At 67.5% G+C, this 23,112-nt stretch carries 21 protein-coding genes; 10 read left to right on the forward strand and 11 right to left on the reverse strand.

Features of this window, described 5'->3' with window-relative positions; all coding sequences use genetic code 11:
- Window positions 1–93: 93 nt before the first annotated feature.
- A complete protein-coding gene (locus ACYQ1H_RS07780) occupies window positions 94–711 on the forward strand; it encodes a DUF502 domain-containing protein (protein WP_460027479.1) in 618 nt (205 codons plus the stop codon).
- A 103-nt stretch (window positions 712–814) separates the two neighbouring features.
- Window positions 815–1,270 carry a hypothetical protein gene (locus tag ACYQ1H_RS07785; RefSeq protein WP_460027480.1) on the forward strand — a complete coding sequence of 152 codons (456 nt, stop codon included), beginning with the start codon at window positions 815–817 and terminating at the stop codon, window positions 1,268–1,270.
- 39 nt (window positions 1,271–1,309) lie between these two features.
- Here ACYQ1H_RS07785 and ACYQ1H_RS07790 read toward each other — a convergent pair whose 3' ends face one another.
- Window positions 1,310–1,606 carry a DUF2024 family protein gene (locus ACYQ1H_RS07790; protein ID WP_460027481.1) on the reverse strand — a complete coding sequence of 99 codons (297 nt, stop codon included), beginning with the start codon at window positions 1,604–1,606 and terminating at the stop codon, window positions 1,310–1,312.
- 202 nt (window positions 1,607–1,808) lie between these two features.
- On the opposite strand from ACYQ1H_RS07790, the gene ACYQ1H_RS07795 reads away from it, so the two are divergent.
- Window positions 1,809–2,375: a MarR family winged helix-turn-helix transcriptional regulator gene (locus ACYQ1H_RS07795; protein ID WP_460027482.1), complete on the forward strand. Its 567-nt coding sequence runs from the start codon at window positions 1,809–1,811 to the stop codon at window positions 2,373–2,375.
- Window positions 2,376–2,450: 75 nt separating this feature from the next.
- On the opposite strand, the gene ACYQ1H_RS07800 is transcribed toward ACYQ1H_RS07795, so the two are convergent.
- The 8 genes from ACYQ1H_RS07800 to ACYQ1H_RS07835 all read right to left on the reverse strand — a co-directional run bounded on the left by ACYQ1H_RS07800 (window position 2,451) and on the right by ACYQ1H_RS07835 (window position 15,652).
- Window positions 2,451–6,389, reverse strand: coding sequence for a DUF3683 domain-containing protein (locus ACYQ1H_RS07800; RefSeq protein WP_460027483.1), 3,939 nt, complete (start codon window positions 6,387–6,389; stop codon window positions 2,451–2,453).
- Between the two features lie 57 nt (window positions 6,390–6,446).
- Complete coding sequence (gene glnK, locus ACYQ1H_RS07805) at window positions 6,447–6,785, reverse strand: P-II family nitrogen regulator (protein ID WP_460027484.1); 339 nt, start codon at window positions 6,783–6,785, stop codon at window positions 6,447–6,449.
- A gap of 172 nt (window positions 6,786–6,957) precedes the next feature.
- The gene (gene rpoS, locus ACYQ1H_RS07810; protein ID WP_460027485.1) at window positions 6,958–7,950 is read right to left on the reverse strand and encodes an RNA polymerase sigma factor RpoS; all 993 of its coding nucleotides are present in this window, start codon (window positions 7,948–7,950) and stop codon (window positions 6,958–6,960) included.
- 36 nt (window positions 7,951–7,986) lie between these two features.
- Window positions 7,987–8,985 (reverse strand): dihydroorotate dehydrogenase-like protein, encoded by a 999-nt coding sequence (locus ACYQ1H_RS07815; RefSeq protein WP_460027486.1) that lies wholly within the window; start codon window positions 8,983–8,985, stop codon window positions 7,987–7,989.
- Between the two features lie 18 nt (window positions 8,986–9,003).
- Entirely contained in the window at window positions 9,004–12,591 is a 3,588-nt protein-coding gene (nifJ, locus tag ACYQ1H_RS07820) for a pyruvate:ferredoxin (flavodoxin) oxidoreductase (protein WP_460027487.1), read from the reverse strand.
- On the reverse strand, window positions 12,588–14,234 hold the full coding sequence (locus ACYQ1H_RS07825) for an NAD(P)-binding protein (RefSeq protein WP_460027488.1): 1,647 nt from the start codon (window positions 14,232–14,234) through the stop codon (window positions 12,588–12,590). Before ACYQ1H_RS07825 ends, nifJ begins: the two co-directional genes overlap by 4 nt.
- A gap of 15 nt (window positions 14,235–14,249) precedes the next feature.
- Entirely contained in the window at window positions 14,250–14,999 is a 750-nt protein-coding gene (locus tag ACYQ1H_RS07830; RefSeq protein WP_460027489.1) for a J domain-containing protein, read from the reverse strand.
- Entirely contained in the window at window positions 14,996–15,652 is a 657-nt protein-coding gene (locus tag ACYQ1H_RS07835) for a hypothetical protein (RefSeq protein WP_460027490.1), read from the reverse strand. Before ACYQ1H_RS07835 ends, ACYQ1H_RS07830 begins: the two co-directional genes overlap by 4 nt.
- A 266-nt stretch (window positions 15,653–15,918) precedes the next feature.
- Between ACYQ1H_RS07835 and ACYQ1H_RS07840 the strand changes: the two genes are divergently transcribed.
- A complete protein-coding gene (locus ACYQ1H_RS07840; protein WP_460027491.1) occupies window positions 15,919–16,359 on the forward strand; it encodes a hypothetical protein in 441 nt (146 codons plus the stop codon).
- Window positions 16,360–16,419: 60 nt separating this feature from the next.
- Here the strand turns inward: ACYQ1H_RS07840 and ACYQ1H_RS07845 are convergent, their stop codons facing one another.
- Together ACYQ1H_RS07845 and ACYQ1H_RS07850 are read right to left on the reverse strand one after the other, a co-directional pair.
- On the reverse strand, window positions 16,420–18,906 hold the full coding sequence (locus ACYQ1H_RS07845; protein WP_460027492.1) for an ABC transporter permease: 2,487 nt from the start codon (window positions 18,904–18,906) through the stop codon (window positions 16,420–16,422).
- Window positions 18,903–19,619 carry an ABC transporter ATP-binding protein gene (locus ACYQ1H_RS07850; protein WP_460027493.1) on the reverse strand — a complete coding sequence of 239 codons (717 nt, stop codon included), beginning with the start codon at window positions 19,617–19,619 and terminating at the stop codon, window positions 18,903–18,905. Before ACYQ1H_RS07850 ends, ACYQ1H_RS07845 begins: the two co-directional genes overlap by 4 nt.
- Between ACYQ1H_RS07850 and ACYQ1H_RS07855 the strand changes: the two genes are divergently transcribed.
- The 6 genes from ACYQ1H_RS07855 to ACYQ1H_RS07880 all read left to right on the forward strand — a co-directional run bounded on the left by ACYQ1H_RS07855 (window position 19,618) and on the right by ACYQ1H_RS07880 (window position 23,092).
- Entirely contained in the window at window positions 19,618–20,250 is a 633-nt protein-coding gene (locus tag ACYQ1H_RS07855; protein ID WP_460027494.1) for an arylesterase, read from the forward strand. The two genes, ACYQ1H_RS07850 and ACYQ1H_RS07855, sit on opposite strands and share 2 nt — an antisense overlap.
- Window positions 20,251–20,323: 73 nt before the next feature.
- Window positions 20,324–20,683, forward strand: coding sequence for a HopJ type III effector protein (locus ACYQ1H_RS07860; protein ID WP_460027495.1), 360 nt, complete (start codon window positions 20,324–20,326; stop codon window positions 20,681–20,683).
- 6 nt (window positions 20,684–20,689) lie between these two features.
- Window positions 20,690–21,199 (forward strand): CDP-archaeol synthase, encoded by a 510-nt coding sequence (locus tag ACYQ1H_RS07865; protein ID WP_460027496.1) that lies wholly within the window; start codon window positions 20,690–20,692, stop codon window positions 21,197–21,199.
- Between the two features lie 73 nt (window positions 21,200–21,272).
- Complete coding sequence (hflD, locus tag ACYQ1H_RS07870; protein WP_460027497.1) at window positions 21,273–21,899, forward strand: high frequency lysogenization protein HflD; 627 nt, start codon at window positions 21,273–21,275, stop codon at window positions 21,897–21,899.
- Window positions 21,900–21,941: 42 nt separating this feature from the next.
- On the forward strand, window positions 21,942–22,604 hold the full coding sequence (gene mobA / locus ACYQ1H_RS07875; protein WP_460027498.1) for a molybdenum cofactor guanylyltransferase MobA: 663 nt from the start codon (window positions 21,942–21,944) through the stop codon (window positions 22,602–22,604).
- On the forward strand, window positions 22,601–23,092 hold the full coding sequence (locus tag ACYQ1H_RS07880) for a nuclear transport factor 2 family protein (RefSeq protein ID WP_460027499.1): 492 nt from the start codon (window positions 22,601–22,603) through the stop codon (window positions 23,090–23,092). Before mobA ends, ACYQ1H_RS07880 begins: the two co-directional genes overlap by 4 nt.
- Window positions 23,093–23,112: the final 20 nt, after the last annotated feature.

The following is a 23,112-nucleotide window of genomic DNA, read 5'->3' on the forward strand; positions in this document are numbered from 1 at the left end:
GGTAAGCGGTTCGCGGCGTGCGTGGGGCGCTTGAGAATCCGCCTTAGGTTCGTAGAATGCCCGCTTGCCTGTCAATGCGCCTGGAGACCCTGCATGAAGAGCCAGATACAGAAATTCTTCGAGTATTTCCTGATTGGCGTGCTTGGGCTGCTGCCCATCGTCATCATCGTCCAGATCGTCCTCTACATCGAGGGTTTGCTGCGGGATACCGTGCTCGGGATCTATGGCCGCTACGAGAACATCCTGATTCCGGTGCTGCTGTTCGTCGGTGCGGTTGCTGTGGTGGTCTACGTCGGCTATCTGCTCAAGCAGGACAAGGCCTATGTGCTGTATTTCCTGGAAAAGGTCATCAACCGCATTCCCCTGCTCGGCTCGATCTACCGGGTTTCGCAGAAGTTGCTGAAGCTCTTCCATGACGGTGACGAAAACAAGATCACCGACGTTGTCTTCATCGAATACCCGCGCCCCGATCTCTGGGTGCCGGCGTACATCACCAACCGGGTGGACAATATGCTGGTCGTGTATGTGCCGACTTCGCCCAACCCCACCTCGGGTTTCACCATCCTGGTGGACGAATCGAAGGTGATCCGCTCGCAGCTCAGCATCGAGGAGGTCTCCTCGTTCATCATCAGCCTGGGCGCCGACCTGCCCAGGGCCGAGGATGTCCTCGGTACGCTGAAGCCGGCGATGTCCGGTAGGCGACAGAACTAGGCGCGTACGGCCGTCCCGATTCCCCGGGTCTCACGGCAGAGACCCGTCGCCCTATATAATGACGCCGCGATTTTCCAGACCACCTTCCTCAAGACCCATACCCATGAAGAAACTGCTCCTGATCGCCTGCAGCGCCGTGGCCATGTTCGGCTGTGCCAAGAAAGAGAAAACCGGTCTGCGCGAGGTGCTGATAGAGCGCTTCAAGGATGACCAGGATCTCAAGGATTACAAGCTGAGCCCCGAGACGGTGGCAGATTGCATGGTGGACGAGATCGCCAGCAGCCTTCCCGGTTTCGCCGGCGACCCGCGGCGTGCCCAGTTTTTCGATGCCTACGCGCGCTTCCTGAGCGTCAAGTCGTCGGCGGATGCCGAGCAGGCCATCAAGCAGTTCGAGCAGCTGTTCGGTTCCACGCAGAGGGCGCGGCAGGCGGCCACCAGCATCGTCGATCACGAGATGACCTGCATGGGCAAGGCCATCGAGAATGCCGAGAGCGATGGCCACCGCACGGCGCCGGCAGCCGAGGCTCCGGAACCGGCCGCCCCGGCAAAATCCGAATAGCGCCGGATCCGTGCCGGTTTCTCCCCCGTTTGCCGGCGGTCAGCGGGGGCAGCCCTCCATCTTGTAGATGGCATAGCCGCGTTCGCGGATTTCTTCCTCGAACTGGGGCGGCGTTTCCGCCTCGGTATGGCAGAAGGCGCAGTTCTCGGCCTGCACGCTGGCGTTTTCGTGGCCAATGGATTGCAGCCAGGTGCGCGCCGAGGCCAGTGCCCGCTCCGGATCGTTGACGGGCAGGATGACGTCGAAATGCAGGATGCGGCCCTGTTCGCTGCGTGCATAGACGTCGAAAACATGCATGGGCTGTTGGGTTCGGGGCTGGCTGTCGGCGGTGCTCATGGCGGACTCCTGGGATGGGGTGAAGTGTTAGCGGCTCAATACTGAGTTATTATGATGCAAACACGCCCTGAACACACACGGATTGTCAATGTCTGTTGCACGCGCAAACGGCAGTTCCCTGCCGGATACGATGACTGCGAATAACGCCGGGGCCCGATGCTTGCGGCTCATCACGATAATGAAGGACGGTTCCCGAGGTTCCATGAACGCCAATGAAATGTATGAATACGTGGAGCGGATTGCCAACCTGATCCGCACCAGTGTCCGCAAGACCGGTCTCGCGAGCGGCCTGCAGCCGGTGCAGATGGAGGCACTGCACTATCTCAGCCGCTGTAATCGCTACAGCAATACCCCGGTCGCGGTGGCGGAATTCCTGGGGCTGACCAAGGGTACGGTATCCCAGACCCTGGGCGTGCTGGAGACGAACGGGCTGGTCAAGAAGGAGACGGATTCGCGCGACCGCCGTGTCGTCCATCTGCATCTCACGCATGAGGGCGAGGACGTTCTGCAGTCTTCCATACCGCCCACGGTCCTGAATTCGGCCCTGACGGTCCTGCCCGAGGGCGAGCGGGTACAGATGGAGCGCTCCATCGAGCGTCTCCTGCTCAGCCTGCAGCGGGCCAATGGCCTCAAGACCTTCGGGCCCTGCCGGACCTGCGTGCATCATCAGCATCTTGGCGGGGCCGAGCGCCGCTGCGGCCTGACCCGCGAGATGCTGAGCGATGGCGACGCCCAGAAGATCTGCCGCGAACACCTGCCGCCGCCCTGAACCGCAGACTGGCAGGGACAGCGCCATCACGCCGGCCCCGGGGCCGGCCGTGACGCCGGGGCGGCCGGCTACCCCTCAGACCAGAATCCGCTCGATGCCGCCCTTGCCGGCCTTGCCGGCCTTGCCGAGATAATCCGGCAGCCAGTTCTCGCCCAGCACGTGCCGGGCAATCTCGACCACGATGTAATCGGCATCCAGCTGGTCGACGTCATCCTGGTAGCGTTGCAGCCCCTGGAGGCACGAAGGGCAGGACGTCAGTACCTTGACCGGCCCCTCGTAGCCGTCGGCCCGCAGCCTGCCGGCATCCCGTTGCAACTCCTCCTGCTTGCGGAAGCGGACCTGGGTGGAGATGTCCGGCCGGCCGATCGCCAGGGTGCCGGACTCGCCGCAGCAGCGGTCGGACTTGCCGATGCGCGTGCCGTCCGCCGTGGCGAGGAGGCCGTTGACGGTTCTCAGCGGGTCGCGCAGCTTCATCGGGCTGTGGCAGGGATCGTGATAGACATAACGCGCGCCGCTCACGCCCTCCAGCCGCACGCCCTTTTCCAGCAGATATTCGTGGATGTCGATCAGCCGGCAGCCGGGAAAGATCCTGTCGAATTCATAGTCCGCCAGCTGGTCCAGGCAGGTCCCGCAGCTGACGATCACGGTCTTGATGTCGAGATAGTTCAGCGTATTGGCGACGCGGTGAAACAGCACCCGGTTGTCGGTGGTGATTTTCTCGGCCTTGTCGAACTGGCCGGCCGCACGCTGCGGGAAGCCGCAGCAGAGATAGCCGGGCGGCAGCACGGTCTGCACGCCGATCTCGTAGAGCATGGCCTGGGTCGCCAGCCCCACCTGCGAGAACAGCCGCTCCGAACCGCAGCCGGGGAAGTAGAACACCGCCTCGGAGTCGACGCGCGTGCGGGCCGGGTCGCGGATCACCGGCACGATCTGGTTGTCCTCGATCCCCAGCAGGGCGCGGGCGGTCTTGCTGGGCAGCTTGCCCGGCATCTTCTTGTTGACGAAGTGGATGACCTGCTCGCGGACCGGCGCCTTGCCCAGCGAGGCCGGCGGCTGCCGCGTCTGCGCCCGGGCCAGCCCGCCCAGCAGACGATTGCCCAGCCGCTGGCCGCGATAGCCCCAGTCGATCATGGCGGTGCGCAGCGCCTTGATGGTGCGCGGCTGGGTGGCGTTAAGGAACAGCATGGCCGCGCCCTTGGCCGGATTGAAGCTTTGCTTGCCCATCTTGCGCAACAGGTTGCGCATGGCCATGGAGACGTTGCCGAAGTCGATGTCGACCGGACAGGGGCTGTAGCACTTGTGGCAGACCGTGCAGTGATCCGCGACCTCCTCGAATTCCTTCCAGTGAGTGATGGAAACGCCGCGCCGGGTCTGCTCTTCGTAGAGAAAGGCCTCGATCAGCAGCGAGGTGGCGAGGATCTTGTTGCGCGGCGAGTAGGGCAGGTTGGCCTTGGGCACATGGGTGGAGCACACCGGCTTGCATTTGCCGCAGCGCAGGCAGTCCTTGATCGAATCGGCAATGGCGCCGATATCGCTCTGCTGCATGATCAGGGACTCGAAACCCATCAGGCTGAACGATGGCGTATAGGCGCGCGCCAGTCCCGAGCCCGGCATCAGCTTGCCCTGGTTGAAACGGCCCTCGGGGTCGACCTGGGCCTTGTAGGCATGAAAGGGCGCCACCTCCTCGGCAGTCAGGAAGGCGTACTTGGTGATGCCGATGCCGTGTTCCCCGGAAATCACCCCGCCCAGCGAGCACGCCAGCGCCATGATGCGGTCGACTGCGGCATTGGCCTCCTGCAGCATGTGATAGTCGTCGGAGTTCACCGGCAGGTTGGTATGCACGTTGCCATCGCCGGCGTGCATGTGCAGTGCGACGAAGACCCGTCCGCGCAGGGTTTCCCGGTGCAGGGCCTCGATGCGCTCGATGACCGGCCGGAAGGTGTCGCCCTCGAATATCTCCAGCAACGGCTGGCGAAGCTCGGTCTTCCAGGAAATGCGCAGAGAATGATCCTGCAGCCGGTGGAACAGGCGGGGTTGCTCGACCCGGCTGCACAGTTCCCCTACGGCCATTCCCCGCTCGCGGAGCATCGCGTCGGCCTCCCCGAGCGGCAGGTCGAGCCGCGAGGCGACCCATTGCCAGCGTGACCGGACGGTTTCCACGCACTCCAGCGCCCGCACCCGGCGCTGCTCCAGCAGGGTGTCGCGGTCCAGGCCCTCCTCCAGGTCGCGCAATGGCAGTTCCCCGCGGAGGAGCCCGATCAGCCTGTCGCACAGCCGCAGCTTGTTGCCCAGCGAGAGCTCGATGTTGATGCGTTCGATGCCATCGCAGTATTCCCCCATGCGCGGCAGCGGGATGACCACATCCTCGTTGATCTTGAAGGCATTGGTATGCCGCGCGATCGCCGCCGTGCGGGCGCGGTCGAGCCAGAAGGTCCTGCGGCTCTCGGCGCTGACCGCGACGAAACCCTCGCCGCCACGGGCATTGCACAGACGCACCACCTCGCTGGCCGCCTGGGCGACCGCCTGCTCGTCGTCGCCGACGATGTCACCGATCAGCACCATCTTGGGGCGCCCATGCCGCTTGGCCTTGGTGGCGTAGCCGACCGCCTTGACATAGCGCTCGTCCAGATGCTCCAGGCCGGCCAGCATCACCCGCCCGGTGCCGGTTTTCGGCAGGCTGTCGAGATGATCGCGGATCTCGACGATGGTGGGTACGGCCTCCCGCACCTGGCCGAAGAATTCCAGGCACACGGTACGGGTGTGCGCCGGCATCTCGTGCAGAATCCAGCGGGCGGAGGTGATGAGACCGTCGCAGCCCTCCTTCTGGATGCCGGGCAGGCCGCCCAGGAACTTGTCGGTCACATCCTTGCCGAGTCCGCGCTTGCGGAAGCGCTCGCCGGGCAGGGTGAGCATTTCCTCGCCCAGCAGTTCACGGCCGTCCGGGCCCAGGCGCCGCAGGCGGAAGCGGACCTCGGGCTGCAGGTGGATCTTGCCGAGGTTGTGATCCAGGCGCTCGACGTCCAGCCAGTTGCCGTCCGGCGTCACCATGCGCCACGATGCCAGATTGTCCAGGGCCGTGCCCCACAGCACTGCCTTCTTGCCGCCGGCGTTCATGGCGATGTTGCCACCGATGCAGGAGGCGTCGGCGGAGGTCGGGTCGCAGGCGAACACCAGTCCGGCCGCCTCGGCGGCTTCCATGGCTCGCCGGGTGACCACGCCGGCGCCGGTCCGCAAGGTGGCGCAGGGACCGCTGGCGCCGGGCAGCAGGACATTGCGCTCGACCGGTTCCAGTTCCAGCAGCTTTTCGGTATTGATGACCGCGGACAGTGGTGACAGCGGAATGGCGCCGCCCGTGTAGCCGGTGCCGCCCCCGCGGGGAATGATGGTCAGCCCCAGCTCGATGCAGTCGCGTACCAGATGCCCGACTTCCTCCTCGGTATCCGGATACAGGACCACGAAGGGATACTCCACGCGCCAGTCGGTCGCGTCGGTGACATGTGTGACCCGCGCATAACCGTCGAAGCAGATGTTGTCGCGGCGGGTGTGCCGCGACAGCAGCACCCGGGCCTGCCGGCGAAGCTCGCGGGTCTGATCCAGCCGTGCCTCGAAATCGTCGACCGCTCTGGCCGCGGCCTCGATGAGCTCGGCGACCTTGGCCGCGCGGCTGGCATGCTCCGGTTCCAGCCTGGCGCGGCGCTCCTCCATCTGCCGCAGGCGGTGCCGCAGCGCGCCCAGCAGCGCCCTGCGGCGGCCGGGGTTGTCGATGAGGTCGTCCTCCAGATAGGGGTTGCGCTGCACCACCCAGATGTCGCCCAGTACCTCGAACAGCATGCGCGCCGAGCGCCCGGTGACGCGCTCGCCACGCAGGCTGTCGAGGATGGCCCACAGTTCCTCGCCCAGCAGGCGAATGACGATCTCGCGGTCGGAAAAGGAGGTGTAGTTGTAGGGAATCTCCCGCAAGCGCTCGACGGTGGCGTCGGAGCTGGCGAGATCGACCGAGCCGTCAAAAGCCATGATGGGTGATCGTGAAGTCGGAGACGGGGAAAGGGTGGCCAGACCGCCTGGAAACGGTCAGAGCGCCTGCTCGCCGGTCTCGCTGGTGCGAATGCGGATGACCTGCTCCAGGTTGGTGACGAAGATTTTGCCGTCGCCGATCTTGCCGGTGTTGGCCGCCTTGATGATGCATTCGATGGCGGCATCGAGCAGCGTGTCGGACACGGCGACTTCCAGCTTGACCTTGGGCAGGAAGTCGACCACGTATTCGGCTCCGCGATAGAGTTCGGTATGCCCTTTCTGGCGACCGAAGCCCTTGACCTCGGTGACGGTGATGCCGCTGATGCCGAGTTCGGACAGGGACTCCCTGACGTCGTCCAGCTTGAACGGCTTGATGATGGCGGTGATCAGTTTCATGGTGTCTCCTGCGACGCTGCGATGGGTGAAAGTGGCTAAGCGGGCCGGTCGAGTCGCCGATTTTACCGGACTTTCCACCGGCTTCGGCCTTTCCGATGCCCGTTCCGGAGCGCGTGCCGCGGTGCTCCGGGGCGGTTCGTACCCGTGCCGCCGGTGGCCTGCGCGCCGCGACTCAGGCGTCCAGCAACGCCTCGAGGGTATAGCCCTGTTTCTCGAGGATGTGCCCCAGACGCTTCAAGGCTTCCACCTGCAATTGTCGTACCCGTTCCCGGGTCAGTTTGAGCGAATGGGCGATCGCGTCCAAGGTCTCGGTGTCCTGCTCGTGCAGGCCGTAGCGCCGGATGACGATATCGCGCTGCCGGTCGGGCAGCTGGGCCAGCCAGCGGTCGACGATCGCGGCCATGGCGGCCTGTTGCAGGCGCTCGGCCACCGGCATGGCCTGGCTGTCGGGCAGGCAATCGCCGAGCGTCAGGTCGGGGTCCGCCTTCAACGGCGCATCCAGCGAGCCGGGGAGCTCGTACAGCGACATCAGCCGGTCGATCTTGGCGGGGCTCTCGTGCAGCCGCTCGGCGATGTCGGCATTGCGGGGCTCCCGCGCCAGCTCCGTGGTCAGCTGCCGGTAGGCCCGCAGGCAAAGACTGATCTGGCGCGCGACATGGATGGGCAAACGCACGGTGCGGCTCTGGTTCAGCAGTGCTCGCTCGATGTTCTGGCGTATCCACCAGGTCGCGTAGGTGGAGAAGCGGAAGCCGCGTTCGGGGTCGAACTTCTCCACGGCATGGATCAGCCCCAGGTTGCCTTCCTCGATCAGGTCCAGCAGCGGCAGGCCGCGGTTCTGATAGTGCCGCGCTAGCGTGACGACCAGCCGCAGGTTGCACTCGATGAGCCGCTGGCGGGCCGCCAGATCGCCGCGGCGGGCCAGCCGGCTGTAGTGCTTCTCCTCGTCGGCGTTGAGCAGCGGTGCCCGGCCCATCTCTTTCAGGTACAGGCGCGTGGGGTCGAGCTGGACCGCCTCGCCGGTCTCCTCGACGATGGCGACATCGGGCTCGTCGACCTCGGCCTCGGGAATGACCGGGGCCAGGTTCTCTTCATAGGCGGCGCTGTCGGCGTCCGCAGCCAGGTGGCCGGCGGTCTCGCCGGACGGATCGGGTGGTGGCGAATGCATGGGACGGTGGTGCGGGTCGGGACGGAATGGGGGTTTTCAGCCGTAGCTTTCCAGCATGCGGATGTAGTTGGCCCGCTCCAGGGGCCGGGGATCGCGGACCCGGGCATGGCTGAGCATGCCGCGGAAATCGGTGACGGAGTCGAAGCCGCGGGCTTCCATCCAGCGCTCCAGACCCTGGCGAAGTTCTCCCAGGTAGCCGGGGCCCTGGCGCAGCAGCGCGGAGGTGGTCATGATCGCATCGGCGCCGGCCAGGAGGTACTTGATCACCTCGACCGCCGACGCCACCCCGCGGGTGGCGCCCAGCGAAACCTCCAGCTTGCCGTGCAGCAGGGCGATCCACTGCAGGGGCAGGCGCATCTCGCCGGGATGGCTGAGCGTGAGGGTCGGCGTCACGTCCAGTGTCTCGATGTCGAGGTCCGGCCGGTAGAAGCGGTTGAACAGCACCAGGGCGTCGGCGCCGCCAGCGACCAGTTCCCTGGCCATGTGTCCCATGGCGCTGAAGAAGGGACTCAGCTTCATGGCGACCGGGAGGCTCACCGCCGCCTTCACCTGGCGCAGACTGTCCAGGTAGCGTTGCTCCACGGTCCGGCCGTCGGTGTCGAGATCGGTCTCGATGGCGAACAGGTTGATCTCGATGCCATGGGCACCGGCCTGCTCGATCTGCCGGGCGTAATCGGTCCAGCCCTGGCTGCTGACGCAGTTGAGACTGGCAATGATCGGTAGGTCGGTGCTCTCCACGGCCCGGCGGATCAGGTTCAGGTAGTCGTGCGGGGTGGCCGCGAAGCTTTCCGCCAGGGGCATGGCGGGGAAGTAGCTGAGCGACTCGGCGAAACTGTCGGTGCCCTGATCGAGGGCCTGGAGCAGGGCCGCCTGCTCCCGCTGGATCTGTTCCTCGAACAGCGAGAACAGCACCACCGCTGCCGCGCCGCCGTCCTCCAGCCGGCGGATGCCGTCCAGCGTTTCCGACAGGGGCGAGGCCGAGGCGACCAGCGGGTGCCGGAGTTCCAGGCCCATGTAGCGTGTGCGTAGGTCCATGCGGCTGTGCTCGTCGGCTCAGGAGGGCGCCTTGACCGCGGCGTCCGGATGGAAGCGGTGCTGCTGGCGCATCGCCATGTCCTCGTAGGTGTCCCATTTCTGCCGCACCACTTCCTGGGCCATGTTCATCAGATGCTCGTACTCCCGGGGGTTGGTGCGGCTCAGCAATCGGTAGCGCAGCTCGTTCTCGGCGTAGCGCTGGAACGGGATGCGCGGGCGCGGTGAATCGAGCACGAACGGATTGGCGTCCGTCTGCCTCAGAGCCGGATTGTAGCGGATCAGCGGCCAGTAACCCGAGGCGACGGCCAGGTCCTGTTGCCGCAGCCCTTTCTGCATGTTGATGCCGTGGGCGATGCAATGGCTGTAGGCGAGGATCAGCGAGGGGCCCGGGTAGGCCTCGGCCTCGCGGAAGGCCAGCAGCGTCTGCTGCGGATTGGCGCCCATGGCGACGCGGGCCACATAGACGCTGCCATAGGCAATGGCCTGCAGCGCCAGATCCTTCTTGGCGACGGCCTTGCCGGCGGCGGCGAACTTGGCCACCGCGCCCAGCGGCGTGGCCTTGGACGACTGTCCGCCGGTATTGGAATACACCTCGGTGTCCAGCACTAGCACGTTGACATCGCGGCCCGAGGCCAGCACATGATCCAGCCCGCCGGAACCGATATCGTAGGCCCAGCCGTCGCCGCCGACGATCCAGATGCTGCGTCGCACCAGATGGTCGATGACCGACAGCAGCTCCCGCGCGGTCTCATCGTCGCGCGCCAGCAGTTCCGCCTTGAGCCGGGCCACGCGCTCGCGCTGGCGGCGGATGTCGGATTCGCTGAGCTGGGGTGCCGACAGGATCGTCTCGCCCACGGCCGGGTCGCTCAGGCTGCCCTGCACCGTCTGGGTCAGGCGCCTGGCCAGGCTCAGGTGCTGGTCGGCGGCGAGACGGAAGCCGAGGCCGAACTCCGCGTTGTCCTCGAACAGCGAGTTCGACCAGGCGGGCCCCCGACCCTCGGCATTCCGGGTCCAGGGCGTGGTCGGCAGGTTGCCGCCGTAGATCGAGGAGCAGCCGGTGGCGTTGGCCACCAGCAGGCGGTCGCCGAACAGTTGCGACAGCAGCCGCACATAGGGCGTCTCGCCGCAACCAGCGCAGGCGCCGCTGAATTCGAACAGCGGTTCCAGGAATTGCGTGCCGCGTACCGAGGAGAAATCCACCCGCGAGCGGTTGTTGACCGGCAGCTGTTCGAAGAAGCCCAGCGACGCACGGTCGGCGTCGAGGTCCGCCGGCTTGGGCTGCATGTTGATGGCCTTGACGCCCTGCTCGCGGGGACTCAGGGCCGGGCACACCTCGGTACACAGCGCGCAGCCGGTGCAGTCTTCGCTGTAGATCTGCAAGGTGTAGCGGGTCTCGGGGAAGCCGCGCGCACTGATGGGCGCCGATTTGAAGCTGGCTGGCGCGTCGACCAGTGCCGCCGCCGGGTAGAACTTGGCGCGGATGACGCTGTGCGGGCAGACGAAGCTGCAATTGCCGCACTGGATGCAGAGATCCGGCTCCCATACCGGCACGGATTCGGCGATGTTGCGCTTCTCCCAGCGCGTGGTGCCGGTCGGGAAGGTGCCGTCGACCGGCATGCGGCTGACCGGCAGTTCATCGCCGCGGCCGGCCATCATCAGGGCCGTGACCTCGCGCACGAAGGCCGGAGCCCCGGCCGGCACCACCGGCGGCCGGGTGAGGTGGCTGCTGACGGCGGCGGGCAGGCTGACCTCGTGCAGATGGGCCAGGGCCTGGTCGACCGCCTCGCAGTTCCTGCACACCACCTCCTCGCCCTTGCTGCCGTAGGTCTTGCGGATGGCTTCCTTGATCTTGGCGATGGCCGCCGCGCGGGGCAGGACATTGGCCAGCGCGAAGAAGGCGGTCTGCATGATGGTGTTGGTGCGGCCCGGCATGCCGCAGTCCCGGGCGACGCGGCTGGCGTCGATGACATGGAAGCGCAGCCGCTTCCCGATCAGGCCGGCCTGCAGCTCGCGCGGCAGGCGATCCCACACCTCGTCGGGGCCATGGGGGCTGTTGAGCAGGAAGGTGCCGCCCGGACGCGCCGGCGCCAGCAGGTCGAGCTTTTCGACGAAACCGAACTGGTGGCAGGCGATGAAATCCGCCGCGGCGATGAGGTAGGGCGATTCGATGGGCTCGGGCCCGAAGCGCAGGTGCGAGACCGTGCGGGAACCGGATTTCTTGGAGTCGTAGACGAAATAGCCCTGGGCGTAGAGGTCGGTTGACTCGCCGATGATCTTGATGCTGTTCTTGTTGGCGCCCACCGTGCCGTCGGCGCCGAGGCCGTGGAAAATCGCCTTGACCACCGAGGCTGGCTCGATGTCGTAACCGGGATCGTAATCCAGGCTGGTGTGGGTGACATCGTCCTGGATGCCGACCGTGAAGCGCTGCCGGGGCTGCTCCCGGGCCAGTTCGTCGAAGACGGCCTTGACCATGGCCGGGGTGAATTCCTTAGACGACAGCCCGTAACGACCGCCGATGATGCGCGGCAGATGGTCGATCCGGCCGTTGGCCAGGGCCTCGGCGAGCGTGGTGAGCACATCGCCATGGAGCGGCTCGCTGCCGCCCGGGTTCTTGGTCCGGTCGAGCACGGCGATGGCCCGTGTCGTGCGCGGCAGCGCGGCAAGGAAATGCTCGGCCGAAAACGGCAGGCACAGCCGCACCTGGACGACGCCGACCTTCTCGCCCTGTCTTTCCAGGTGGCGCACGGTCTGCCGCACCGTGCAGGCGGCCGAGCCCATCACCACGACGATGTGTTCGGCCTCCGGGTGGCCGGCGTAGTCGAACAGCCGGTAGGTCCGGCCGGTCAGCGCGGCGAAGCGGGCCATGGCCTCGGCGACCCGGTCCGGCAGCGCGAGATAGAACGGATTGACGCTTTCCCGCCCCTGGAAGTAGACGTCGGGATTCTGCGCCGTGCCGCGCATGACCGGGCGGTCCGGGTTGAGCGCCCGCCCACGGTGGGCGCGCACCAGATCGTCGTCGATCATGGCGCGTAACTGCTCGTCGTCGATGAGCGTGAGCTTGTTGACCTCGTGCGAGGTGCGGAAACCGTCGAAGAAGTGCACGAAGGGAATCCGCGACGCCAGCGTGGCTGCCTGCGCGATCAGCGCCAGGTCGTGGGCCTCCTGCACCGAGGCCGATGCCAGCTGGGCGAAGCCGGTGCCGCGCACCGCGGCAACGTCGGAATGGTCGCCGAAGATCGACAGTCCCTGCGCCGCCAGCGAGCGGGCCGCGACATGAAAGACCGTCGGGGTCAGCTCACCGGCGATCTTGTACATGTTCGGGATCATCAGCAGCAGGCCCTGCGAGGCGGTGAAGGTGGTCGTCAGGGCGCCGGTCTGCAGGGCGCCGTGCACCGCCCCGGCGGCACCGCCCTCGCTCTGCATCTCCACCACCTGCGGAACCTCGCCCCAGAGGTTGGTCCTGCCGGCCGCGGCCCACTGGTCGGCCAGCTCGGCCATGGTGGAGGATGGCGTGATCGGGTAGATCGCGCACACCTCGTTGATGCGGTAGGCGGTGTAGGCGACGGCCTCGTTGCCGTCCAGGATGACGACGCGGGGCTGGCTCATGGCGCGCGCTCCGGTTCGGGGATCATCTCGATGGCATGGCAGGGGCATTGCTCGTAGCAGACGGCGCAGCCGGTGCAGCGTTCGTAATCGTAGCGATAGCGCTTGCCGGGGCCGAGCTTGATGATGGCGTTTTCCGGGCAGGCGCCATAGCAGCCGTCGCACTCGAAACAGTTGCCGCAGGAGAAGCAGCGGCGCGCCTCGAAGACGGCCTCGGCTTCATCCAGGCCCGCCACCACCTCGCGGAAATCGCGCTGACGCTCGGCCGCGGGCAGTTCCTCCTGCCGGCGCTGCTCGGCGTCGGTGAAGTACCAGAGATGCAACTGCTGGTGGTGGACCAGGGGTTGTCTGGGCGGCGCCGCACGGGTCTCGCCGCGCAGCCAGGCATCGATGCAGCGCGCCGCCTTCTTGCCGTGACCGACCGCCACCGTCACCGTGCGTTCGCTCGGCACCATGTCGCCGCCGGCGAATATGCCGGGATGGCCGGTCATCATGCCGGCATCCACGAGTACCGTGCCGTCCGGCTTGAACTGGATGTCGGGAATGGCCTTGAGGAAACCGGTCTCGGTGTCCTGACCCAGCGCCAGGATCAGGGTGTCGGCCTCCAGCGTCTCGAACCGGCCGGTCGGCTCCGGGTAGCCCTGGGCGTTGATGGCCATGATTTCCACGGTGATGCGGGATTGCTCGATGGCGGAGATGCTGCGCAGCCAGTTGATCCTGACGCCCTCGGCCAGTGCCTCGTCGGCCTCGAACGGATGCGCCGGCATGTGTTCGCGGTCGCGCCGGTAGATGATCATGGCGTCCTCGGCGCCCAGCCGCAGGGCGGTACGGGCCGTGTCCATGGCGGTGTTGCCGCCGCCATAGACCGCCACCCGGCGGCCCAGCAACGGCGCTTCGCCGAGGTTGGCGTCGTGCAGGAAGGAAACGGCGTCGAGTATCTGGCCGGCATCGCGGGCCGGGATGTCGACCCGCCGGCTGAGGTGCGCGCCCACCGCCACGAAGGCGGCGTCGAACTGACCGGCACGCTGTTCGGCGAGGAGATCCTCGACCTTGTGATTGAGGCGGATGACCACCCCCAGGGATTCGATACGGCGGATCTCCTGCATCAGGATGTCGCGCGGCAGCCGATAGGCCGGGATGCCGAAATGCATCATGCCGCCCGGTACCGGGCCAGCCTCGTGAATCTCGACCGCGTGGCCGCGCCGCACCAGGTGGTAGGCGGCCGACAGGCCGCTGGGACCGGCGCCGACGATCAGGACGCGCCGGCCGCTGGGCGGCGCATCAGGGCTCAGCGTCCAGCCATTCTGCAGGGCCAGGTCGCCGAGGAATCGCTCGATGGCATGAATGCTCACGGCCGTGTCGACCTCGGCGCGGTTGCAGGCCGATTCGCAGGGGTGGTAGCAGACGCGGCCATGCACGGCCGGCATCGGATTGTCCCGCAGCAGGGCCTGCCAGGCCTGCTCATGGGCGCCGGCCTGGGCCAGCGCCAGCCAGGCCTGGATGTCCTCGCCGGCGGGGCAGGCGTTGTTGCAGGGCGGCAGCAGATCGACGTACAGCGGCCGCCGGCTGCGCAGGGGGCCGGTGCCCTTGCCGTGCCGCAGCAGATCCGCCGGTTGCGTGAGATCGGGCCGTCGCGGTTCGCTCATGGTCGCTCGCTGCTGTCAGTCGCCGAGAAGCAGGTCCTTGGCTTGGTTGATCTTCGCCGCCAGATAATCGGAGCCGCCACGATCGGGGTGGAGCTTCTGGATCAGCCGGCGGTGCGCCGCGACGATGTCCGTGCGGCTGGCGCCCGGCTTCAGGCCGAGTATCTCGAATGCCTCCGTCCGGTCGAGGGACGGTGGTGCGGCGTCGGCGCGCTGTCCCCGCGGTCCGGTGGTCTGCCAGTCGTTGCCGTGGACGCGTTCGATATAGGCTGCCAGCAGTCTAGCGGATTCCGGGTCCCTTTGTGTGTAGGTTTGGTAAAGCCGCGTCAGCTGCGCCAGATCCAGCGCATCCAGCGACTGTCCGGCGTAGTCACCGGCGAGGATGTCGCCACTCAGCTGTCCGCTATCGTGATGCAGGTGCATGCGCAGGAATGGCGACTCCACCGTCGAGATGCCGCCGCCAGGCTTGTCCGCCGGTGCGCCCTGTTGCCGGTGGCGCCGCCACAGCGGCAGATACTGGAGCAGCAGCGGGATCAGCAGCGGCAGCAGCCGGGTGAAGGTGGCCAGCAGAGCCGCGAGAACGGCGCCGAGGACCGGGACCAGGAGCCCCAGGCGACCGGTCAGGGTCAGCAGCAGGAACAGGATGACGCCCAGGGCGATGAGCGACTGCTGCAGCGGGCGGTAGCCGGCGATGCGGGTGTTGCGCAGCAGGCGCCGCATGCCGAATGTCGCCAGCAGCACCAGGCCGATGACGACCAGCTGGGTCATCGGCGGCGGTCCAGCTGGTGCGTCAGTTGCCGGACCCGCTCGCCATGTGTCTCGCCATAGCGCTCGAGAGCCGCGCGGCCGCCCGCCGCATAGGCGGCGATGGCGCCCAGCAGTTCGCCCAGCTGGCGGAACACGCGGTCGGCCGCGGCATCGTCGCCTTCCTGGAACAGGAACAGCGGCGTGTTCAGAATCCCGAGCTGGCCAGCCAGATGGCAGAGGGGGTCGGCGGCTTCCTCTACGCAGTCGCCCACGAAGACGACCGCCTGGATGCGCTGGCGGCGGGCTTCCTGCAGGGCATGTTCGAGCATCCGGCCGATCTGGGTCAGACCGCCGAGGCAGGCCACCTCGCGCATGCGGGCCTTCAGCGCGCGGGCATCGTCCAGCCAGCCGGAGACCGAAAAGTCGTGCTGGCCGCGGTAATGGCACAGCTGGATGCGCAACCCGCCACTCTGGGCGGCGGCATCGAACATGCCGGCCTGGAGGCGCTGGGCCTCGCGCCAGGTCGGTTCGCGGCTGGCGGTGGCGTCCAGGGCAAAGATGAGCTTGCCGCGTTGTCCGGCCGCTGCGGCGGCCGGCACGCTTGCGACTTTGGCGAGGAAGCTGTCGACGGTATCCTTGCGGCCTGCGGGCAGGGCCTTGCCGGAATCGCTCATGGCTGGAGTGTGCAGGGAGGGTGGGCTCGGGAGGCGCGCCTCGTTCCGGAACTTAGCTTATCGGGACTTGGTCGGAAGCGCCAATGTTCGCCAGGCCGGCATCCCGGGCCCGCCGTCAGGGCCGGGCGCGAGCGGGTTACCGCCATGCCAATTACCTGTTTGCATCGGCAGGCCAACATGATAAGTTGCCGCGGGATGGACCTTGCGACGCCTGATTCCAATACCCAATACCATCAAGAACTAGAACAGAACGAGGAGGTAACCTGATGTCCGAAAACGAGAACAATGCGGGTGCAGCGGCCGGGAATGCCGTTCAGAACGTCATCAACACCCTGAAGACCAATCCCAAGGCACTCTATGCCCTGATCGGCGCGATTGCCGTCGGTTCCCTGACCATGGCGCTGACCGGTGGCGGCAGCGGCAAGGTCGAGGTCAAGACCGCCGTCAGCAGCGGTCAGGCGGTGGTGCTCGAAAATCCCAATGGCGGTCTGTCCCACCTGACCATGGCGCCGGGCCTCATGAGCGCCTCGGATTCCGAGGAGGACAAGGATCAGGATGTCTGCACCGCCCCGGCCGGTACCCGTGGTGTAGTGGAAGAGGAACAGGTGGTCGGTCTGCTGCCCTTCGTCAAGGTCAAGATCACCGACGGCAACTGCCAGGGCAAGACCGGCTGGACCTCCAAAATCAACATCAAGGGCGCGCAATAATCGACGCCGCATCCCGGCGCAGGCCGATGGCGGCCTGCGCCGGGGTATCCCGCTCTCCCTTCACAGACTCCTCAATACCCGCATCGGGCTTTCCCGCGTTACCCTGCGGGTGTTCCAGTAACCGGCACAGCCCACCGCCAGTCCCGCAGCCAGCGGTGTCGCCAGCCAGGTCCAGTAGTGCGGCCGGAACGGCAGGTCGAACACGTTCCGGTAGACGATCCACAGCACGATCTCCGTAACCAGCACCGACAGCAGGCCGGCCATGAGGCCCAGTGCCAGGAACTCGATCCACTGCGCGCCCCGCAACAGGCGGCTGTCGGCGCCCAGCGCCCGCATCAGCGTGTCCTCGTGCAGCCGTTCGTCCAGCGTCGCCCGCACGGTTGCGAACAGCACGGTGAAGCCCGCCGCCAGCGCCAGCACCAGGACGAATTCGATGGCCAGGGAAATCTGCCGCAGGATGGCCTGGAACTGTCCCAGCAGCTTGCCGACGTCGAGCAGGGTCAGGCTCGGAAAGCGCTTGGCCATCTGCGTCAGCAGAGGCTTCTGCGCCGGGGCGAGGTGGAAGCTGGTCAGCCAGGTGTGCGGAAAGGCGTCCAGCACGCCTGGTGCGAAGATCATGTAGAAATTCGGCGTCATGCTGTCCCAGCGGACGCTGCGCAGACTGCCGACCCGGACCTCGAGGTCCTGCCCGCCGATGTGGAAGCGCAGCCGGTCGCCCGGTTGCACGCCCAGGCGCTCGGCCAGATCCCGCTCCATGGAGACACTCCTGTCCGGAGCCGGATCGGGCCACTGGCCGGCCACGATCCGGTTGTCGGGTGGCAGGGTATCGGTCCAGGTCAGGCTCAGCTCGCGATTGATGGCGCCCTCGATCCGGGCATCCTGGCCGATCTGCCGCGACACGTCCGCGCCGTTGATGGCCACCAGCCGGCCGCGCACGACCGGGTAGCTGGCGCTGGCGCGGATGGAGGCCTGGCCGAGGAAATCCCGGAACGGTCCCAGGTCGGCATCGAAGAGATTCAGGGCGAAGTGATTGGGCGCATCCTCGGGCAGCTGCTGTCGCCATTGCTCGATCAGCTCGGTCCGGACCAGCAGGATGATCTGCATGGCCACCAGGGTGATGCTGAAGGCGAGGATCTGGGTGATGCCCAGGCGTGGCCGGCGCGTCAGCTGTTGCAGGCCCAGCCGGGCCGGCAGCGGTACCCGCGGCATCAGCCGGCGGCCCAGGCCCAGCAGGGAATAACCGGCGCTGGCAAAGGCCGCGATCAGCAGCCCGCTGCCGGCGCAGACCGTCAGGGTGGTCTTCCAGTCGCCGGTATGGCGCCACATCAGCAGGGCCAGGGTCAGGGTCGCGAGCCCGTAAACCAGCCGGGCGCTGGAGGGCAGGGGTTCTAGGTCGCGGCGCAGGACGCGCAGGGGCGGCAGGCGCTTCAGGCGCAGGATGGGCGGCAGCGTGAAGCCGAGCAGGATCAGCAGCCCCATGCCGGCGCCCAGCAGCCAGGCCAGCGGCGGCGCCGGCGACAGGCGCGACGGCAGCAGCGGCTGCACGATTTCCACCACCACCGCCTGCAACAGTCCGCCGGCCAGGCAGCCGAGCGTGACGACCGCCAGGCCCAGGGCAAGAAACTGGACAGCCGCCAGCGTCAGCACGTCGCGCTCGCTGGCACCGAGACATTTCAGAATGGCGGTCAGGTCGAAATGGCGCTCGGTGTAGCGGCGGGCGCTCATGGCGATGGCGACACCGGCGATCAGGACGACGGCGATGCTGGCCAGCCCGAGATAGCGCTCGGCCCGCTCGATCGCCTTGCCCAGCTCGGGCCGGTCCTCGTGGATGTCGGTGATGTGCTGCCCGGGCTGCAGGCGGGGCTTGAGCCAGCGCTTGTAGGCCAGCAGCGTCGCTTCGGGGCCCCTGAACAGGGCATGGAAATGGATGTGGCTGCCCGGCTGCAGAACGCGGGTGGCCTCCAGGTCGGCCTGGTTGATGATCACCCGTGGCGACAGGCTGGAGAGCTCGCCGCGCCGGTCCGGCTCGTGGGCGATCAGGCGGGTGATGCGCAGGGGCTGTTCGCCCACGGTGACGCTGTCTCCCAGATCCAGCCGCAGCGCATGCAGCACATGCGGCTCCACCCAGGCCTCGCCGGCGGCCGGCACGGCATGGGTCGCATACGCCTCACCGTCGCGCCGGTCCTGGATTTTCAGCGCGCCGCGCAGGGGGTAGCCCTCGGGCACGGCCTTCACGCCTACCAGCAGGATGTCCTCGTGCTCGACCAGCACGCTGGAGAATTCCGTGGTCAGCACGGCATCCAGGCCGTGGCCGCGGGCTTCCGCCAGCCAGGCCTCGGGTGGCTGCGCATGGCTGTCGACCGAGAGGTCGGCGCCCAGGAACTCGCCGGCCTGCAGCGTCATGCTGCGCTGCAGGCGGTCGCCGAGCAGATTGACGGCCGTGGTCGTGGCCACGGCAATGAACAGGGCCGCGGCCAGGATGCCGAGTTCGCCGCTGCGCCAGTCGCGCTGCAACAGCTTCAATGCCAGCCAGGCGAGCCGCCTCATGGCGCGGCCTCCGGGACGATGCGGCCGCTGTCGAGGCGGATGACGCGCTCGCAGCGCGCCGCCAGCGAGGCATCATGGGTGACCAGCACCAGCGTGGTGCGCTGGGTCCGGTTGAGTTCGAACAGGAGGTCGATGACGGTCCGGCCGGTCTGGGTATCCAGGTTTCCGGTCGGCTCGTCGGCGAACAGGATGGACGGCCGGGTGACGAAGGCGCGGGCCAGGGCCACCCGTTGCTGCTCGCCGCCCGACAGCTGGCGGGGGTAGTGGCGTATCCGCGCGCCCAGTTGCACCTGCACCAGCCAGTCCTTGGCCCGCTCGCGGGCGTCGCGCGCGCCGCCCAGTTCCAGCGGCAGCATGACGTTCTCCAGGGCGGTGAGGTGGGGCAGCAGCTGGAAGGACTGGAGCACGAAGCCCACCTGCCGGCCGCGGATGCGGGCGCGGCCGTCCTCGTCGAAATCGTTCAGGCATGATCCGGCCAGCCAGACCCGGCCTTCCGAGGGCAGGTCCAGTCCCGCCAGCAACCCGAGCAGGGTGGACTTCCCCGAGCCGGAGGCGCCGACGATGGCGACGGTTTCCCCCGGTTTGATCGCCAGGTTCACTGCTGTCAATATATCGAGCCGGCCATCGGCGGTTGTCACCTGCTTGCCCAGGCCCGCGGCCCAGATGACCCACTCGGCCACGGTTTCACGTTCGTCCTGCAACGGTTCGGTCATGTCCAGAATCCTTGTTCTCGTCCTGTTGTGCCTGACACCGCTGCTCGCGCAGGCGCAGACACTGCTGGTGGTGGGCGACAGCATCAGCGCCGGCTACGGCCTGGCGCGTATCGACCAGGGCTGGGTCTCGCTGCTCCAGCGGGCCCTGCAGCCACGCGACATCGTGGTGGTCAACGCCAGCATTTCCGGCGACACCACCGCGGGCGGCCTGGCGCGCATCGACGAACTGCTGCAGCGGGTGCACCCGCGCTGGGTGCTGATCGAGCTCGGCGGCAATGATGGGCTCAGGGGGCTCACGCCCGCGCAGATGGCCGACAACCTCACCGCCATGATCGGCAAGGCCCGCCAGGCCGGCGCCGAGGTCCTGCTGCTGGGCATGCGCATCCCGCCGAACTACGGCAAACGTTACGCGGAAATGTTCCAGCGTGTCTATGGCGAGGTCGCCGGGCGGCAGCGTGTGGCGCTGGTGCCCTTCCTGCTCGAAGGGGTGGGGGGACACGACAGCCTGATGCAGGCCGATGGCATCCATCCCAATGCGGAGGCGCAACCCCTGCTGCTCGAACAGGTCATGACGTCGCTCGAGCCGCTGCTGCAAGCCACGGCTGCCGTTCCGGCCGGACGGCGGGATTAGGCTGTCCTGCCGCCGCCGGCCATCCCCGAAAGACGCCAGGGACAGCCACCCCATTCCAGGAGGAGACGTTTCCATGAGTACGACCCTGCAAGCCTTCCTCGAGCGCGTGAAACGCGGCGAGCCGGTGGAATTCCAGGATACCCTGGCGGTCATCGGCGAGCATTACCACTACAGGCCGACGGCCTTCGGCAACGGGCTCGGCGAGCGATCATTGCGCAACGAGGCTGGCACCAACGAAGGCTCGTGCCGGATATTCGCCTTTGCGCGGCTGAATGGCCTGAGCGAGGCGCAGACACTTGCCCTCTTCGGTGCCTACTACCGGGATGACGTCCTGCCGCATCCCGAGGGTCACGACCATCGGAACATCCGCCACTTCATGCAGGACGGCTGGGCCGGAATCCACTTCGAGGGCGAGGCCCTGAAACCGCGTTGAGCCGCCTTGCCCGCAACCGCAATGCTGGTGCCGGAGGACTTCGCGCGCCTGATGCTGTTGCTGCTGGTGGCCAACGGTGCGCCGGTGCTGCTGCATCGGTGGCTGGGCGCCCGGGGCGCCTGGCCGCTGGACGGCGGGCGGACCTCGCCAGTGGACGGTCGCCGCTGGCTGGGACCCTCGAAGACCTGGCGAGGCGTCGCGGCGGCCCTTGTCGCCACCATGCTGATGGCCTGGCTGGTGTCGCTGCCGGTCATGCTCGGCTTTTGGATCGGCCTCGCCGCCATGGCCGGAGACTTGCTGTCATCCCTGCTGAAACGCCGGCTGGGGCTGGCGTCCGGGGCCATGGCGCTGGGACTGGATCAGATTCCCGAGTCGCTGTTGCCACTCCTGCTCGCGCGCGACAGTCTCGGCCTGGGCGTCGCCGCCATAGCAGCCGGCGTGCTGTTGTTCCTGGTGCTGGAGCTGGCGTTGTCGCGGCTGCTGTTCCGGCTGCGCCTGCGCGAGCGCCCGTATTGAGCCGATCTCCCGCGCCGCGCACAGCGGCCGGCGGGTCTGCCGCCGGCCTCGCGTGTTCCTTCGAGACATAGCAATGGAAAAGAACCTGACCCATCAGACCATCGCCCTGGCCGGCCTGACCCAGGCGGTGTCCCTGGTCCAGCAAATCGCCCGCCGCGGCCAGGCTGACCGTGCCGCCATGGCGGCTAGCATCCACAGCGCACTCAAGGTCGACGCGGACGACATCCTCGATGTCTATGGCGGCCTGACGGCCATCAGGAGTGGCCTCGAGCTGCTGGTCCAGCAGCTGTCCGAGCCTCGGCATGTCGATCCCGAACTGGCGCGTTATGCCTCGACCCTGGTATTCCTGGAACGCCAGGTCATGCGCCAGCCCGGCATGGTCGAGGCCATCGGTGTCGCCTTGCGGCGCGCCCAGGCCGCCTTCGAGCGGACCGGGGAACTGCTTGACGACGAGGTGCTGGACGCTCTGGCCTACGGGTATCAGCAGACCCTGAGCCAGCTGAAGCCGCGGGTGATCGTCTCCGGCGAACAGGCCCACCTCGCCGACGCCCGCAACGGCGACCGGATTCGCGCCCTGCTGCTGGCCGGCGTGCGTTCCGCGCTGCTGTGGCGCCAGGCCGGTGGCGTCCGCTGGAAGCTGCTGTTCATGCGCGGGTCCCTGCAGCGCGAGGCCCGGCGGTTGCTGGCGACGCTCGCCTAGCGATCTCGCCCGGCACACATGTCCTGCGACCGGAGGAGGGCAATGGACCGGCCGGCCATCGATCGGATGCCGCCGCCGATCCCGCGCGCCGCCATCACCGGGGTGGTGCTGACCGGCGGCCGCGGGCAGCGCATGGGCGGGGCGGACAAGGGATTACTGCCGTTCCGCGGCCAGCCGCTGGTTGGCCACCTGCTGGCCGCCCTGCGCGAGGTGACGGCCTGCCAGCTGATCAGCGCCAATCGCAACCTCGCCGACTACGAAACTCTGGGCTGTCCGGTCATCCGCGATGCCGGTCCCGCCTTCGCTGGCCCCCTGGCGGGGATCCTGGCCACCCTGCGCAGCGCCCGGACCCCCTATGTCCTGACCGTCCCCTGCGACACGCCCCTGCTGACCGGGGCGCTGCTGAAACGCCTGCTCCGGGCGGCCTCGACCAGCGGCGCGGCCATCGTCGTGGCCGGCGACGGCGCGCGGCTGCACCCGGTCATCATGCTGGCGGAGACCCGGCTGGCCGACGATCTGGCCGCTTGCCTGGCGGCGGGCGAGCGCAAGGTCGAGTCCTGGATGCGGCGCCACTCCTGGGCAACGGCCGACTTCTCGGATCGGCCCGGTGCCCTGGCCAATCTCAACACGCCCGAGGATCTGGCACGACTGGCGCAGGATACCTCGCGCGCCACCGACAACCCCAGCCTGGAGGACTGCCTATGATGCCGAACCCGTCCCTGGTGGCCGAGCCCCGGTCGCCGTTTCCGCCGTTTACCGAGGCAACCGCCCTGCGCAAGGTGCGCATGGCCGAGGACGCCTGGAACGGTCGCGACCCGCAGCGCGTGGCCCTGGCCTACACGGCCGACAGCGTCTGGCGCAATCGCGCCGAATTTCCCCGCGGGCGCGAGGAGATCGTTGCCTTCCTGACCCGCAAGTGGGCGCGCGAACGGGAGTACCGGCTGATCAAGGAGCTGTGGGCGTTCACCGCCAACCGCATCGCCGTGCGTTTTGCCTACGAATGGCACGATGACGGCGGGCAATGGTTCCGCTCCTACGGCAACGAGAACTGGGCCTTCGCCGACAACGGCCTCATGAGCCACCGGCATGCCAGCATCAACGACCGTCCGATTGCGGAGCGTGAACGCCTGTTCCACTGGCCGTCCGGTCCACGGCCGGCGGACCATCCAGGCTTGGGCGAGCTGGGCCTGTGACGGCCGCGGTTTCGCTCCCG

Source organism: Methyloparacoccus murrellii (assembly GCF_054657115.1).

What these genes read in the sequence shown, in the direction of transcription:
- ACYQ1H_RS07780 (WP_460027479.1), top strand. Translation starts at nt 94, where the DNA reads ATGAAGAGCCAGATACAGAAATTCTTCGAGTATTTCCTGATTGGCGTG.
- ACYQ1H_RS07785 (WP_460027480.1), top strand. Translation starts at nt 815, where the DNA reads ATGAAGAAACTGCTCCTGATCGCCTGCAGCGCCGTGGCCATGTTCGGC.
- ACYQ1H_RS07790 (WP_460027481.1), bottom strand. Translation starts at nt 1,606, where the DNA reads ATGAGCACCGCCGACAGCCAGCCCCGAACCCAACAGCCCATGCATGTT.
- ACYQ1H_RS07795 (WP_460027482.1), top strand. Translation starts at nt 1,809, where the DNA reads ATGAACGCCAATGAAATGTATGAATACGTGGAGCGGATTGCCAACCTG.
- ACYQ1H_RS07800 (WP_460027483.1), bottom strand. Translation starts at nt 6,389, where the DNA reads ATGGCTTTTGACGGCTCGGTCGATCTCGCCAGCTCCGACGCCACCGTC.
- glnK (WP_460027484.1), bottom strand. Translation starts at nt 6,785, where the DNA reads ATGAAACTGATCACCGCCATCATCAAGCCGTTCAAGCTGGACGACGTC.
- rpoS (WP_460027485.1), bottom strand. Translation starts at nt 7,950, where the DNA reads ATGCATTCGCCACCACCCGATCCGTCCGGCGAGACCGCCGGCCACCTG.
- ACYQ1H_RS07815 (WP_460027486.1), bottom strand. Translation starts at nt 8,985, where the DNA reads ATGGACCTACGCACACGCTACATGGGCCTGGAACTCCGGCACCCGCTG.
- nifJ (WP_460027487.1), bottom strand. Translation starts at nt 12,591, where the DNA reads ATGAGCCAGCCCCGCGTCGTCATCCTGGACGGCAACGAGGCCGTCGCC.
- ACYQ1H_RS07825 (WP_460027488.1), bottom strand. Translation starts at nt 14,234, where the DNA reads ATGAGCGAACCGCGACGGCCCGATCTCACGCAACCGGCGGATCTGCTG.
- ACYQ1H_RS07830 (WP_460027489.1), bottom strand. Translation starts at nt 14,999, where the DNA reads ATGACCCAGCTGGTCGTCATCGGCCTGGTGCTGCTGGCGACATTCGGC.
- ACYQ1H_RS07835 (WP_460027490.1), bottom strand. Translation starts at nt 15,652, where the DNA reads ATGAGCGATTCCGGCAAGGCCCTGCCCGCAGGCCGCAAGGATACCGTC.
- ACYQ1H_RS07840 (WP_460027491.1), top strand. Translation starts at nt 15,919, where the DNA reads ATGTCCGAAAACGAGAACAATGCGGGTGCAGCGGCCGGGAATGCCGTT.
- ACYQ1H_RS07845 (WP_460027492.1), bottom strand. Translation starts at nt 18,906, where the DNA reads ATGAGGCGGCTCGCCTGGCTGGCATTGAAGCTGTTGCAGCGCGACTGG.
- ACYQ1H_RS07855 (WP_460027494.1), top strand. Translation starts at nt 19,618, where the DNA reads ATGTCCAGAATCCTTGTTCTCGTCCTGTTGTGCCTGACACCGCTGCTC.
- ACYQ1H_RS07850 (WP_460027493.1), bottom strand. Translation starts at nt 19,619, where the DNA reads ATGACCGAACCGTTGCAGGACGAACGTGAAACCGTGGCCGAGTGGGTC.
- ACYQ1H_RS07860 (WP_460027495.1), top strand. Translation starts at nt 20,324, where the DNA reads ATGAGTACGACCCTGCAAGCCTTCCTCGAGCGCGTGAAACGCGGCGAG.
- hflD (WP_460027497.1), top strand. Translation starts at nt 21,273, where the DNA reads ATGGAAAAGAACCTGACCCATCAGACCATCGCCCTGGCCGGCCTGACC.
- mobA (WP_460027498.1), top strand. Translation starts at nt 21,942, where the DNA reads ATGGACCGGCCGGCCATCGATCGGATGCCGCCGCCGATCCCGCGCGCC.
- ACYQ1H_RS07880 (WP_460027499.1), top strand. Translation starts at nt 22,601, where the DNA reads ATGATGCCGAACCCGTCCCTGGTGGCCGAGCCCCGGTCGCCGTTTCCG.